Genomic DNA, 14,047 nt, shown 5'->3' on the forward strand with positions numbered 1-14,047 from the left:
CACTCCAGCACAAAAGCCCGATAACAATGACGAAAATCAAAAGAGCAATGATGCTCGGCGGCTTGCTCGCACTCACCCTTGGCGCTCAGGCAGAACCTTCGCATCTGGACAGCGTCATGCAACAGGGACAACTGCGGGTCTGCACCACCGGCGACTACAAGCCCTACACCCTCAAGGCCGCGGACGGCGAATATTCCGGCATCGACATCGCCATGGCCCGCGCACTGGCCGACAGCCTTGGCGTCAAGGTCGAGTGGGTGCCCACCACCTGGAAAACCCTGATGCCCGACATGCTCGCCGGCAAGTGCGACATCGCCATGGGCGGCATCTCGGTCACCCTGGAACGGCAGAAAAAAGCCTTTTTCAGCAGCCTCCTCGACGTCGACGGCAAAATCCCCCTGGTGCGCTGCGAAGACCAGGCGCGGTACCAAACCGTCGAACAGATCAACCAGCCAACGGTTCGCCTGGTCGAACCCGCCGGCGGCACCAACGAAGCCTTCGTCCACGCCTACCTGCCCAAGGCGCACTTGCGACTGCACGACAACGTGAGCATCTTTCAGGAACTGCTGGATAAAAAAGCCGACGTGATGATCACCGACGCCTCGGAGGCGCTGTACCAGCAGAAGCTCAGGCCGGGCCTGTGTGCGGTCAACCCCACGCACTACATGCAGTACGGCGAAAAAGCCTACCTGCTGCCCCGCGACGACATCACCTGGAAGCTGTACATCGATCAATGGCTGCACCTGGCCAAGGCGACAGGCAACTACCAGAAGATCCTGCGCCAGTGGCTGGCGGTGCCTGACGCCAAGTAACGGATCTTTTTTTCGCACATAGAAGGGCGCCCCCAAAGGAGCGCCCTTCTTCATTGCGGACCCCGCCCCGTATCAGTCGTCGTGCAGCAAACCTGAACCGTATTCGCCAAAGCTGTTGCCGAGTGCGCTGCCGTGGAAATTCATCTTGTCGGGAGTACGGCTGGTCGGCCCCGGGCCGAAGCCGGCAGGTTGCACCGAGTCGATCGAATAATCGTCGTGGGAGCTCACACCCGAACAGGCGCTCAACAACAAAGCACCGGCCATCAGCGAGACTTTGACGAGGTTTGCGATCATTTTTTTGTTCCTGTGGGTTGAGGCGCGGGGGGGCATGATCTTTGGTGGACATGCTATGCCTCACCTCAACGAAACATCGTGAAACTTTTCGGCAAGTCAGCGTTGGTTCAGGAACCGTGATCACCTGGAGATCTGTCATCCCAACTGCCTTGGGGATCGACATTGTCCAAAGCTCGATTCACCAACAACTCCCCCACCACCGCCAGTTGCTGAATCGACAGCGCCAGACTGCGTGTTGAACCTTCGAGCTTGCAAGCCAGATCAGTGGTCAAGACGTTCAACGATGCAAGGGTTTCGCAGGCGTGGCACAAGAGCGTTTCAGTATCGACGTTGGGCAAAATGGTGAACACATGGCAGACGGGATCAGCGTGATTCGGATTTCGCAGACGTTTGCTGACCACCCGCTGAGAGTCAGCGGAGAGTTGACCAAGATCGAGAGAACCGGAAGCCGTTGCGGTTTCCGGAGGATCAGGCGTGATCTTTTTCATCGTGTGAGTTCCTAGAATTAACCAAAGGAACTGCCAGCATCACTTCCACATGATGGGGTGGCAGCTGTGCGCAGGTGTGGAAGACCGGGGATCTAGGAACCCGGCGCACCCGAAAGTGCCCCGCGCACAGCCGCCATAATTTAACAGCAGACATGAAAAAAGCGCCTGCCTAAATTCAGGTGGCGCCTGTGCGCCTAGATCTTGTGAAGGGCTTCCACACCCTTGTCGCTGAATTTGCAGCGACGGAGGGAGGTTAACTGGGTGATCAGAGTGAGGGCAATATGGGCAATGTGGACGCGATTTGAGGGAAATCTCCTACTTTTTCGTGATGCTTTCAACGCAATACCCTGCACTGACTCAATCGTCCTGAGGCACGCCCAAGTCCCGCCGCCCCATTCCTGATAAACTCCCCACCTCCTAGCCTCACCGATTCCAGATCCCCCATGTCCGTAACCACCGCCACACCCGCCCCGCTCTCCCGCCGTTTCTCCGTCGCGCCGATGATGGATTGGACCGACCGCCACTGCCGCTTCTTCCTGCGCCTATTGTCGAAAAACGCCCTGCTCTACACCGAAATGGTCACCACCGGTGCCCTGCTCAACGGCGATCACGAGCGCTTCCTTCGCCATAACGAAGCCGAACACCCGCTCGCCCTGCAGCTCGGTGGCAGTGTGCCGCTGGACCTGGCCGCGTGTGCGCGCATGGCGCAGGAGCATGGTTACGACGAGGTGAACCTGAATGTCGGCTGCCCGAGTGATCGGGTGCAGAACAATATGATCGGTGCGTGCCTGATGGGGCATCCGCAGTTGGTGGCCGATTGTGTGAAGGCGATGCGGGATGCGGTGTCGATTCCGGTGACGGTCAAGCACCGTATCGGGATCAACGGGCGGGACAGTTACGAGCAGCTGTGTGATTTCGTCGGCACGGTGCGCGATGCCGGGTGCACCAGTTTTACCGTGCACGCGCGGATTGCGATTCTGGAGGGGTTGTCGCCGAAGGAAAACCGCGACATCCCGCCCCTGCGTTATGACGTGGCGGCGCGGCTGAAGGTGGATTTTCCCGAGCTGGAGATCATTCTCAACGGCGGGATCAAGACGCTGGAGGCCTGTCACGAACATTTGCAGACGTTCGACGGTGTGATGTTGGGCCGCGAGGCGTATCACAACCCTTATGTGATGGCCGAGGTGGATCAGCAGCTGTTCGGCAGCACGGTGCCGGTGATCACCCGTGCCGAAGCACTGGCGCAGCTGCGGCCGTATATCGCTGCACACATCGACGTTGGCGGTTCGATGCACCACATCACTCGCCATGTGCTGGGGCTGGGCACCGGGTTCCCGGGGGCGCGCAAGTTTCGGCAGTTGTTGTCGGTGGATATCCACAAGGCCAAGGAGCCCCTGGCCTTGCTGGATCAAGCTGCGGAGCTGCTTGAAGGGCGCTAATGCCCGGTTGTTCTCGTCACTTCAGCCAGGCGGTTTGATCCGCCTGGCTCGCCTGTCAGCCGGCGGTCGCCGCCGTCCAGTTCACCCATCCGAATGCCCAGGTTGCCAGGATCAACAATCCGAAAACGATCCGGTACCACGCGAAGGCGGCATAACTATGGTTCGCAATGAACTTGAGCAGGCCGCGTACGGCGATCATGGCGAAAAAGAACGCCGTGACGAAGCCCAGGGCGAAAACCGGCAGGTCGCCAGCCTGGAACAGCTCTCGGTACTTGTAGCCTGAATACACCGCCGCACCGACCATGGTGGGCATCGCCAGGAAGAACGAGTACTCGGTGGCTGCCTTGCGCGACAGGCCAAACAGCAAGCCGCCGATAATGGTCGATCCGGAGCGGGAAGTGCCCGGTATCATCGCCAGGCATTGCGCGAAACCTACCTTCAGTGCATCCGACCAGCGCATGTCGTCGACATGGTCCACGTGCACCACGTGGTCCCTCTGCTCCGCCCACAACATGACAATACCGCCCACGACCAATGCGACTGCCACGGTGATCGGGTTGAACAGGTAGTGATGAATCTGGTCGGCGAACAAGACACCCAGAACCACGGCCGGAAGAAAACCGATCAGCAAGTTCAGCGTGAATCGTTGTGCATTGCGTTGGGTCGGCAGTCCTTTGACGATCTCTGTAATCTTGCGGCGAAACTCCCAGACAACAGCAAGGATTGCGCCCAGCTGAATAATGATATTGAACGCCATGGCGCGTTCACCGCCAAATTCCAGCAAGTCCGCAACAATAATCTGGTGGCCCGTACTGGAGATCGGCAAAAACTCAGTCAGGCCCTCTACCGCGCCCAGGATCAACACTTTGAAAAGGGTCCAGAAATCCATCAATCCTCCGTCAGACCGTTCTGCGGGAACGATCCGTCAACTGCACTCAGATATTGAGTAGCTCAAGCAAAACATTCGAGACATCCACACCCATTACCTGATGTAGCAAGGGAGAATATGTCTTATCAAAAGACACACTCAAGCCATGTTAATAATCGTCCGGGTACGAACAGCTAGGAAATATATTTAGCTATTTAGTAGAAAAAAGCCTCGCCACTCAATAAAGTGTGATCGCTCTCACACTAATTATGTGTCTTACTGGATTCAGCACCCTGGCATGAATGGTGGCACGCAGTGGGCCAAACAGTGGCAAAAGGACACAAAAAACAAATCGCCATCGTTTCAAAATAGTGGCACAATTTCATATTGCCACCATCTAACGATGATATTTCACTAGTTCAGCTCGCCGAGAAAATCAACTAAAAGCTTGAAAAGCTTAAACATTGTTAAAAAACTCGGGAGCCACGTCTAAAATTCGCGCAAATGTTACCAATTGTCAGTCACAGATGAGAACCGGTGCTTTAACATCCCGATGTCAGCACCTATTCGAGTCAATGCATGATGCTTACAGGGAACTTAGCGACTAGAAGCCAGCGCCAGACAAACGATGAACCCGGAGTTCTCACTCTAGGTCGTACCCGTGGCGTGGCTGAACATTTTAGAGCGCTAGTCGCAAGGCATGTGCGGACCGATATGGCACTAGAGGCCAACTCTTACACTAGTTCATTCAAGAAGAATGAACGCCCTGGTTCGTATCGCGCCATCTTCATCATCATCGACAGCCCCCAAGCCCTCGAGGAAAGCCTCGCGCTAGTGGAAAACCTGCGCACCGGCAACTTGAAACCCATCATTTGCGCGGTCATCACGGGCCGAGGCACCTACAACAAGATCAAGTACTATCTTGCGGGGGCCGACTACTGCATCAAGCTCAATACCCTTTCCGATGAAAGCTCTGAGTTGCTTGCCGAGTTCTTCAACAGTGAAGAATGGCAAAGAGATATCAATTTGATATTGGACCCGACCCGTATTTGTCTACTGGGCACCAGCAAGAAGCTGGACATCTCCTTTGCAGAAATGAAGATCCTCGAAGCCTTCGCGCAAACCAGTAACCACATACTAAGTCACGATGAAATCGCCAACATCATGGGGCTCAACACCAACTTTTATGACCCCAGGGCGTTGGAAAAGTCGATCAGCCGCCTTCGTGGAAAAATCAAGGACATGTATGGCACAAACGCCATCCAGAGCATCCGGGGGCATGGTTACCGGTTGATGAGGGGGCTGATCTCAACCCCCTGATACACAGAAGAGATGGCGCTTTAGTATCAATTAATCAGGCGATTTCCTTAACGACAAAAGTCTAGACTTCATCGTTTTTTTTGTATTTCATACCAAAGGCATTTATCGATTCCATGACCGTGGCAACATCGAACCATAACAATAAAAGTTTATTCTATAGCAGCAGATCGAGTGGAACCTATCGAGGGCCAAATTTGGGCCCAGACCCTGCCTTTCGACCACTTCCCAGGGAGTCATTGCTCCCCTGCCGATCATCTTTTCGCCAAATTTGGTGTGTACTTCAGGAGAGAGACATGGAAACTAGTACAACCCTCCCAAGGAAATACTTTGTCGTCGTGACCCACAGCACTACGTCGCAGCGTGAACTTGAGACCATCCTGTCCAGTGAGCGCTTCAACTCGTTTGGCACCTCCCAGGCACAAATGTTTATTGAAGGTGCTGCGTCGCCCTCTTCCGCTCCCGTGCTGATGGAGTTCCGCTACCCAAGCGTTTCAAGGAAAAACGTTGCGCGCAGTATCGAGCATGATACACAGCGACTATTGGCCACCCTGGAGTCCGAATGGCTGGCAGCGCAATCGACGAATCCATTCCACAGCATGCCGGCAACAGCCGGGGCAGCCAACGATATTGCGCAAACAATCGAGGGCGACACGCCATACAGCGAAGCCTGGCAACTCGACAAGGATCAAAGCGTATTGGTAAAAGAGGGCGTCGAGATCAGCCTGACCGGATTGGAAGCTGCACTGGTAAAGAAAATGCTGCACCATGAAGAGCGTGTCGTCAGTCGAGACGAACTGATCCTCAGCATCGGCAGGGAGCCGGAACAATACCGCGGCCTGGAAATGTGCCTGAGTCGACTGCAAGACAAATTCAAAAGTGCCAGCAATGGTGAACGGCTGTTTCGTGCAGTAAGAAATCGCGGCTATTGCCTGATCCAGGAAGTCGTGGCGTAAACACCTCCACCTTTAACGAATAAAACAAACAGAAACAGTGCGATTACAACAATAAAAAAGCACTCTGTTTGGTTTCAACCTCCGCGCCAGTCAGACCGCCCTCATCCCCACCCCTCCTACAATACCAAAGACCACTCTAATTATTCACCCCCTTCCATTCGACCTTTTCTAACGCTCGGCTTTTTCTAAAATACTGATAGTTGGCACTTTGCCATCTTGTTAGAACTCGTCAGACAGCATCTCCGCCAATAACTTAGTCTATTGACTGACGACAGTTCGGCATATCGACGTTGTTGCCTCAGGACACTCGCTCTAACAACAATAATAAGTCTGTTTAACAACTCGGATTTCAACTGTCGAAACCTGAATGGACGTCTTTTGGGGATATTGTATGGATCTTACTCTTGGTATCAATCGAAACACCGGCCTCAAGGGACTTACCTTTTGGGGGCAATGGGCGCTGGCACAGGGCTTTGTAGTTTCCCTGTTGTTCATACTTGCCGAGCGGCACACTGGAACGGTCGAGTTCTATTACAGAATGTGCGCAACGCTCGCCGTACTGGCCTCGGTTCCGGCTTATACGTTCAGTGGTGTGTACCGCAAAAGAGACAATTATCTGTCAGGGCTGGGACGCCTGTTCATGGGCTGGTCCATGACGATGGCGGCACTGGCCTGCATCGCGTTTATCTGCAAGGCCGATGAGCTGTTTTCCCGACAAGTCATCCTGGGTTGGGCGGTGTACGGCTTCCTCGGCCAGGCGTTGCTGTATGCGCCGCTGCATGCGTTCTCGAAGTTCTACCAGCGGTCACGTAAAAGCGAGCATAAAACCCTGATCGTCGGCACCGGTGAACTGGCGCTGGGATTGGCGAACAAGCTGAGCGACCTCGAAAACCTGCCGTTGGTGGGCCTGGTCAGCAACGGTGCCCTTCCTGCCCTGGAGCCGGGCTCACCGCGCATCGTCGGTGCCCAGGAGGACTTGCTGGAACTGATCAAGACCCATGACATCCGTCGTTTGTACATCACGCTGCCCCTGTCGGAAGCGGCAAAAATCGAAGCCCTGTACGTCGATTTGCTGGATGCCAACGTTGACGTGGTCTGGGTGCCGGACTTGAACAGCCTGACGCTGCTCAATCACTCGGTGAAAGTCGTGGACGGCCTGCCGGCGATCTACTTGAACGAAAGTCCGCTGACCAGCCGGCCCACTGCCGCGCTCAGTAAAAGCCTGGTGGAAAAGAGCGTGGCCCTGCTGGCCATTATCCTGTTGAGCCCGGTGTTGCTGGTCATTGCCCTGGCCGTAAAGCTCAACTCCCCCGGCCCGGTGTTCTTCAAGCAGGACCGCCATGGCTGGAACGGCAAGGTGATTCAGGTCTGGAAGTTCCGCTCCATGCGTGTGCACGACGACCATGAAGTCAAGCAGGCCAGCCGTAACGACTCGCGTATCACCGCCGTCGGACGCTTCATCCGTCGCACTTCGCTGGACGAGTTGCCGCAACTGTTCAACGTGCTGCAAGGACAAATGGCGCTGGTCGGCCCGCGCCCTCATGCCATCGCGCACAACAACTACTACTCCGGGAAAATTCTCGCCTACATGGCGCGCCACCGAATCAAACCGGGCATCACTGGCCTGGCGCAGATCAACGGTTGCCGTGGCGAGACCGACACCATCGACAAGATGCAGAAGCGTGTCGAGATCGACCTCAAGTACATCAACAACTGGTCGTTGTGGCTGGACCTGAAGATTCTGGTGAAGACGCCGTTCACCTTGTTGTCGAAGGACATCTACTGACGGTTTAGGGCTGCACAAGGCAACACCGCAAGGGGACGCAAGTCCCCTTTTTCGTCGCTGTGAATCGGCAGATTTTTTCTCCCTGCTACCAGAGCAAGAGCATCCAGCGACCAATCGTCTCAGGCAAACCCGGTGAAACAGGATTACAGTTAGAGCACACCGTCGGACAAGAACGGTGGCTTTAAACCGGACCTCTGAGGAACACCGTATGCCGTGGAAAAACTCCAAGTCGCGCTACAGCACCGTATCGATCGCGCTGCATTGGTTGATGCTGGTCCTGCTGGTGCTGGTTTACGCCTGTATCGAGTTTCGCGGGCTCTTTCCCAAGGGCAGTGGTGGGCGCACGCTGATCGTAGAATCACACTTCATGCTCGGCCTGACCGTATTCGTTCTGGTCTGGCTGCGATTGTTCGCGCGCAGCCTCGGCCCGGCGCCGCAGATCTTCCCGGCCTCGCCGCACTGGCAAACGACGCTGGCCAGGCTGATGCACTGGGCGCTGTACATTTTCATGATCGTCACGCCGATTCTCGGCTGGCTGGTCACCAGCGCCAAAGGCAATCAGGTGATGTTCTACGGTTTCGACCTGCCGATGCTGGTAGCGGAAGACAAGGACCTGGCCAAACAACTCCAGGACTGGCATGAGCTCGGCGGCACTATCGGCTATTGGCTGATCGGCCTGCATGCCGCGGCCGGGCTGTATCACCACTATGTGGTGGGCGATAACACCTTGCTGCGGATGATGCCCAAGCGGGTGAACCGCGACGCCTGAGACCAATGAACTCCAATGTGGGAGCGAGCTTGCTCGCGATGAGGGTGTTGCATTCGGCGCATTTGTCGACTGATACACCGCCATCGCGAGCAGGCTCGCTCCCACATTGGTTTTCGGTGACTTTCAGACTTGAGAGTTGAACCCCCGCCGCCCTTGCAAGCCGCCCGTGTGGACGAATATCAGCCGAGTGCCCCGGGCGAATTTCCCCGCCTCGACTTGTTGCTTGAGGGCCATGAGTGCCTTGCCGGTATACAGCGGCTCCAATGGAATACTTCCCGCCTGCTCTGTCTGTTCGATAAAGTCGAGCAGCAGCGGATCAACCTTGGCAAACCCGCCGCGACTGGCCTCGAACAGCTCATACACTGCATCGATCAGCCCCGTTTCCTGCACGATCCTCTCGACCTGCTGCGCCACCCCGTGGTCGTCAGGCACCGCCAGGGCACCGTACACCGGATGATCCCCCGCTTCGGCCAGCACCAGGCCGGCCAGGGTTGTGCCGGTTCCGCAGGCCAGCCACCAACCGTCATAGTCACGCCAATCCAAGCCCTCCAGTTGCGCGCAAACGCTGGCCCGCAGTTGCATGCAGCCCAGGGCGCCAGGCAAACCGCCTCCCCCTTCAGGCACCGGATGCAACGTCGGGTAGCGGGTTTGCCAGGGTTGCCAGAAACCCTCTTCATGCCTGGCTCGATAGCCTGCGTAACCGAGCCAGTGCAACTCCATGCCGAACGCCTGCAAGTCCTTGACCGTCGGGGTTTGCTGCGGATGCCCGCGCAACAGGCCGACAGTGGCAAAGCCCAGGCGCTTGCCCGCCGCCGCCAATGCGTGGAGGTGATTGGAGTGCGCACCACCGAGACTGATGATGCCCTCGGCACCCAGGCGTTCGGCGGTCTTCAGGTGTTCGATGAGCTTGAACCATTTGTTGCCACTGATCAGCGGGTCGATCTGGTCCAGACGCAGTACCGCTACTTCGATGCCGGCTTGAGTGAGCCAGTCGAGATCAAGGCGTTGGAGGGGAGCCTGGGGTAGCCAGGTGGAGAGAGGGAGAAGCATTGGCGCCTGATTGAGCTAAAAAAGAATTTACATTCTAGTCGCTCAAAGACAGCCATCGCGAGCAGGCTCGCTCACACACTGAATCTGTGTCGTTCAGCAGATCGAAGGTGGGAGCGAGCCTGCTCGCGATAGCCATTGGTATGCTGAGCCTGCTATTACAACTGCGCCGCCAACCGCGAACCCTGATTGATCGCCCGCTTGGCATCCAGTTCTGCCGCAACATCCGCGCCGCCGATCAGGTGCACACTCTGCCCCGCCGACACCAGACCGTCATGCAATTCGCGCAGCGGATCCTGCCCGGCGCAAATCACGATGTTGTCCACTGGCAGCACCTGCGGCTCGCCGGTTTCGCCGATGCGAATGTGCAGGCCTGCGTCGTCGATCTTCAGGTATTCGACACTGTTGAGCATCTGCACCTGCTTGTTCTTAAGGCCCGTGCGATGAATCCAGCCGGTGGTCTTGCCCAGGCCGTCGCCGACCTTGGACGTCTTGCGTTGCAGCAGGAACACCTCGCGGGCCGGCGCATGGGGTGCCGCCTTGATACCCGCGACACCGCCGCGCGCTTCAAGATGCGTATCGATGCCCCATTCTTTCCAGAACGCGGCGCGATCCTGACTGGTGGCGACACCTTCATGCACCAGGAACTCGGAGACGTCGAAACCGATACCACCGGCACCAATCACCGCGACACGCTTGCCGACCGGTTTGCGCGCCAGGATCACGTCCAGGTAGCTCAGCACCTTGGCGTTTTCCACCCCTGGAATGGCCGGCACGCGCGGCGCAATGCCGGTGGCCAGAATGATCTCGTCGTAACCGCCCTCGACCAGCCCGGCCACGTCGACGCGGGTGTTCAGGCACACCTCGACATTGGTGGTCTGCAACTTGCGGTTGAAGTAGCGAATGGTTTCGTAGAACTCTTCCTTGCCCGGAACGCGCTTGGCAATGTTGAACTGACCGCCGATCTCGCTGGCCGAATCGAACAGCGTCACCTGATGGCCACGCTCGGCGGCCACGGTCGCTGCAGATAAACCGGCCGGACCGGCACCGACCACGGCAATTTTCTTCAACTGCTGCACCGGCAGATAGTTGAGCTCGGTTTCGTGGCAGGCACGCGGGTTGACCAGGCAACTGGTCAGCTTGCCGCCGAAGGTGTGGTCGAGGCAGGCCTGGTTGCAACCGATGCAGGTGTTGATTTCATCGGCACGGCCTTCAGCGGCCTTGTTGACGAAATCCGGGTCGGCGAGGAACGGCCGCGCCATGGACACCATGTCGGCATCGCCGTCGGCCAGGATCTGCTCGGCCACTTCCGGGGTGTTGATACGGTTGGTGGTGATCAGCGGAATACTGACCGAACCTCGCAGCTTGGCCGTGACCTTGCTGAAGGCCGCGCGTGGAACTTTGGTGGCGATGGTCGGAATCCGCGCTTCGTGCCAACCGATACCGGTGTTGATGATGGTCGCGCCGGCCTGCTCGATGGCCTTGGCCAGTTGAACGATCTCTCCCCAAGTGCTGCCGCCTTCGACCAGGTCGAGCATCGACAGGCGGAAAATGATGATGAAGTTCGGACCTACCGCTTCACGCACGCGACGCACGATCTCCACCGGCAAGCGCATGCGGTTTTCGTAGCTGCCGCCCCAGCGGTCGGTACGGTGGTTGGTGTGGGCGGCGAGGAACTGGTTAATGAAATAACCTTCGGAGCCCATGATTTCCACGCCGTCGTACTCGGCGGTTTGTGCCAGTACCGAGCAGGTAACGAAATCGCTGATCTGCTTCTCGATGCCTTCCTCGTCCAGTTCCCTGGGCTTGAACGGGTTGATCGGCGCCTGGATCGCGCTGGGCGCAACCTGTTTCGGGCTGTAGGCATAACGACCGGCATGGAGGATCTGCATGCAGATCTTGCCGCCCGCGTCATGCACGGCACGGGTGACGATACGGTGCTTGAGCGCCTCTTCTTCGGTCGTCAGCTTGGCCGCGCCGGAATACACGCCACCCTCGTCGTTCGGGCCGATACCGCCGGTAACCATCAGGCCGACACCGCCACGGGCACGCTCGGCGAAGTACGCCGCCATGCGCTCGAAGCCACCCGGTTTCTCTTCAAGGCCAGTGTGCATCGACCCCATCAGGGTGCGATTGCGCAGCGTGGTGAACCCCAGGTCCAGCGGAGCCAGCAGGTGCGGGTATTGAGCGGCGGTCATCGGTAACTCCACATCGAGCGATCACGGAAAGTGCGGGAGCTCTGTGGCCCCCATCAGTCATGTTCGACAGACTAAGAGTCGCACCGCCATCGCTCAATGACCGTAAGTTACAACTTATTGATCAAAATGAGCAGAAACTCAGTACCGGCCTAGCATGCGCTTGCTACTGCCCGCGCAGGCGCAACGTAGTCGTCCTGTTGTTTCGCTCGCTGGGTCAACACCAGCATCGTCAGGAACCCGAGCGCAATCAGCAGCGGATAAGCCATCAACAGTTCGGAAAGGGAATACTTCCAGGCCAAAGGGCGCCCGACTCCCAGCATGGCGGCATACAGCCATGACACTGCTGACAACGACCCGCAGGCCAACGCCATCATCCGTGCACTGAATCCGAGATTGAGCAAGGAGCCTGCCTTTTTCAGGGCCGGCAGTACCAGGCGATGCAACAGGACGCCGTTGTAACTAAGCAACGCCACAATAATGACTTTGGCTTGAAGCTTTGGATTCAAAAAGTAATCGGCTCCTTTACCCAGGTAATCGATACCGACGACAGCGACACCCGTTACCCATAACGCTATGAGTGCAACGATGACAGACTTCTGAAGACTTTCCATGTGAGCATTATCATGCTCAGTAAATACTTTCCGTTTTAAAAGGTCCCTGACCATCGCAACATCACTGGTCAGCACCAAACCGATGGCCACACAACACGCCACCAAATGAACGTAAATAACGCCCAGACGCAAAAACTCCAGGAATTCCTTATTTTCCAGCAGACTCATAATGGTATTTATCGCCACGGTAATTTCTCCACCTTATTCGAGAGTACGGATCGACCACTTGACAGAATCTTCAATTATTAAAAACCCTGTACGACCTTACTTCTAAAAGATAAGCCAAATCATGGACTCGGCACTGTCAACCTCATTGACGCACTTGGAAAATCAATGACCGGTTGGTTTATTGCCTCCCTGAGTTTCAGATAAAAAATCCCCATTTGCTTTCACTGCATTTGAGATTCCATTTCCACTTCTTTTTTTGCAATCGCGGAGGCAAGTCATGGCTGACGTGCTCAAGGATCAGAGGCCGCAGACGCTGCAATGTTCATTTTTCGCACAAACCACCGACAAACGGTGCACAGCGCAAGTTCGCCTGACGCGACAGCAATGAGTAAACTTCCGCGCTATTGCCCACGACAACTGGCCTGCTTGACTAGATGCACTTCGACAATTGAAAATTGGATCCGCTAGTTGTTATACATCTCACAACTCGCGCTATAGCGAGCGACTCTCATCCAGAGCAAACTTCAACTGCGGATTCACCGTGATCCAGCCACCCTTTCAGGTAGACGGCAACGCAGGATTAACTGAAACAGACAGGATGCCAATCAGGTCAGTTAATTGTCAGCGAATAAAACTGTGCACAGTCAAACCCTATCGAATGGAAAGTACATTAAAACGGAATACCCGCCAGTTGTGGTTACGCTCAAAACCCGAAGTAGATAAATGCCGTAGCTGCCACGATACCCCATGCGACCAACGCCATTACCGTTGAGTTTTGCGTCGACCAGGATTCGTCCAATCGCTGCAAGCCGAACTTCGAAAATCCGGCCTGGTCATAACAGTAATGCATGATCGCCCGGTAGGTATATCGCAGGCCGGCCAACAGAAACAGGGTAATCAGGCCAAGGAAAAGTGCATGCCTGAAAGCCGGTTTAACCAATGGCGCAAGATGATCCTGTTCGCAAGCAACGCTATCGACTTCCACAACGGTTATTCGCTGATAGTCCGCCGAAGACCGCTGTTGGCCAATCTGAATCACCGCCTGTTGCTCCAGATCCAGCGCCTGGTACTTCCAGAGCGTTGATGATCCTTCCCGGCAGTAGGTAAACGCAGCAGGACTTGAGACGGCGATAATACAGGCGTCGTTGATGCCCATTTCTTTGAGCGTTTGCGTGGCTGATCGGGTGAAGTCCAGGTCGAAGAGCGGAGTGACCCCGCTGGCAGATGCCGCGACCGAAACCAATAGGCTGCTCAAGAGGCAGATGGCTGAAATGTTCAAGGCCGGGTTTCCTTT

The 14,047-nt window shown here is 56.3% G+C and carries 13 protein-coding genes; 6 read left to right on the forward strand and 7 right to left on the reverse strand.

From position 1 onward, the window contains the following. Positions 1–50: 50 nt before the first annotated feature. Positions 51–812, forward strand: coding sequence for a transporter substrate-binding domain-containing protein (locus tag AC3ITA_RS18775; protein WP_489280810.1), 762 nt, complete (start codon positions 51–53; stop codon positions 810–812). Between the two features lie 72 nt (positions 813–884). On the opposite strand, the gene AC3ITA_RS18780 is transcribed toward AC3ITA_RS18775, so the two are convergent. Continuing rightward, a complete protein-coding gene (locus AC3ITA_RS18780; RefSeq protein ID WP_489278186.1) occupies positions 885–1,106 on the reverse strand; it encodes a hypothetical protein in 222 nt (73 codons plus the stop codon). A gap of 107 nt (positions 1,107–1,213) precedes the next feature. Beyond that, positions 1,214–1,594, reverse strand: a complete 381-nt coding sequence (locus tag AC3ITA_RS18785; RefSeq protein ID WP_150672810.1) for a DUF6124 family protein — start codon at positions 1,592–1,594, stop codon at positions 1,214–1,216. Between the two features lie 443 nt (positions 1,595–2,037). On the opposite strand from AC3ITA_RS18785, the gene dusA reads away from it, so the two are divergent. Then, positions 2,038–3,033 (forward strand): tRNA dihydrouridine(20/20a) synthase DusA, encoded by a 996-nt coding sequence (gene dusA / locus AC3ITA_RS18790; protein WP_489278187.1) that lies wholly within the window; start codon positions 2,038–2,040, stop codon positions 3,031–3,033. A 55-nt stretch (positions 3,034–3,088) separates the two neighbouring features. Here the strand turns inward: dusA and AC3ITA_RS18795 are convergent, their stop codons facing one another. After that, complete coding sequence (locus tag AC3ITA_RS18795) at positions 3,089–3,922, reverse strand: undecaprenyl-diphosphate phosphatase (RefSeq protein ID WP_095946169.1); 834 nt, start codon at positions 3,920–3,922, stop codon at positions 3,089–3,091. 558 nt (positions 3,923–4,480) lie between these two features. Between AC3ITA_RS18795 and AC3ITA_RS18800 the strand changes: the two genes are divergently transcribed. The 4 genes from AC3ITA_RS18800 (at position 4,481) to AC3ITA_RS18815 (ending at position 8,729) form a co-directional block, all read left to right on the forward strand. Next, on the forward strand, positions 4,481–5,221 hold the full coding sequence (locus tag AC3ITA_RS18800) for a winged helix-turn-helix domain-containing protein (RefSeq protein WP_095946168.1): 741 nt from the start codon (positions 4,481–4,483) through the stop codon (positions 5,219–5,221). A gap of 293 nt (positions 5,222–5,514) precedes the next feature. Next, on the forward strand, positions 5,515–6,174 hold the full coding sequence (locus AC3ITA_RS18805; RefSeq protein WP_489278188.1) for a winged helix-turn-helix domain-containing protein: 660 nt from the start codon (positions 5,515–5,517) through the stop codon (positions 6,172–6,174). A 391-nt stretch (positions 6,175–6,565) separates the two neighbouring features. Next, entirely contained in the window at positions 6,566–7,960 is a 1,395-nt protein-coding gene (locus AC3ITA_RS18810) for an undecaprenyl-phosphate glucose phosphotransferase (protein WP_489278189.1), read from the forward strand. A gap of 208 nt (positions 7,961–8,168) precedes the next feature. Then, complete coding sequence (locus AC3ITA_RS18815; protein WP_414928464.1) at positions 8,169–8,729, forward strand: cytochrome b; 561 nt, start codon at positions 8,169–8,171, stop codon at positions 8,727–8,729. Between the two features lie 123 nt (positions 8,730–8,852). Here AC3ITA_RS18815 and AC3ITA_RS18820 read toward each other — a convergent pair whose 3' ends face one another. From AC3ITA_RS18820 to AC3ITA_RS18835, 4 genes are all read right to left on the reverse strand, one after another. Next, on the reverse strand, positions 8,853–9,779 hold the full coding sequence (locus AC3ITA_RS18820) for a 1-aminocyclopropane-1-carboxylate deaminase/D-cysteine desulfhydrase (RefSeq protein ID WP_489278190.1): 927 nt from the start codon (positions 9,777–9,779) through the stop codon (positions 8,853–8,855). Between the two features lie 155 nt (positions 9,780–9,934). Beyond that, positions 9,935–11,974, reverse strand: coding sequence for an oxidoreductase (locus AC3ITA_RS18825; protein WP_489278191.1), 2,040 nt, complete (start codon positions 11,972–11,974; stop codon positions 9,935–9,937). A gap of 149 nt (positions 11,975–12,123) precedes the next feature. Next, positions 12,124–12,771 carry a hypothetical protein gene (locus tag AC3ITA_RS18830; protein WP_150673480.1) on the reverse strand — a complete coding sequence of 216 codons (648 nt, stop codon included), beginning with the start codon at positions 12,769–12,771 and terminating at the stop codon, positions 12,124–12,126. Between the two features lie 685 nt (positions 12,772–13,456). Beyond that, positions 13,457–14,032, reverse strand: a complete 576-nt coding sequence (locus AC3ITA_RS18835) for a hypothetical protein (RefSeq protein WP_191628408.1) — start codon at positions 14,030–14,032, stop codon at positions 13,457–13,459. Positions 14,033–14,047 lie beyond the last annotated feature (15 nt).

This window comes from Pseudomonas sp. GL_090 (genome assembly GCF_057837765.1).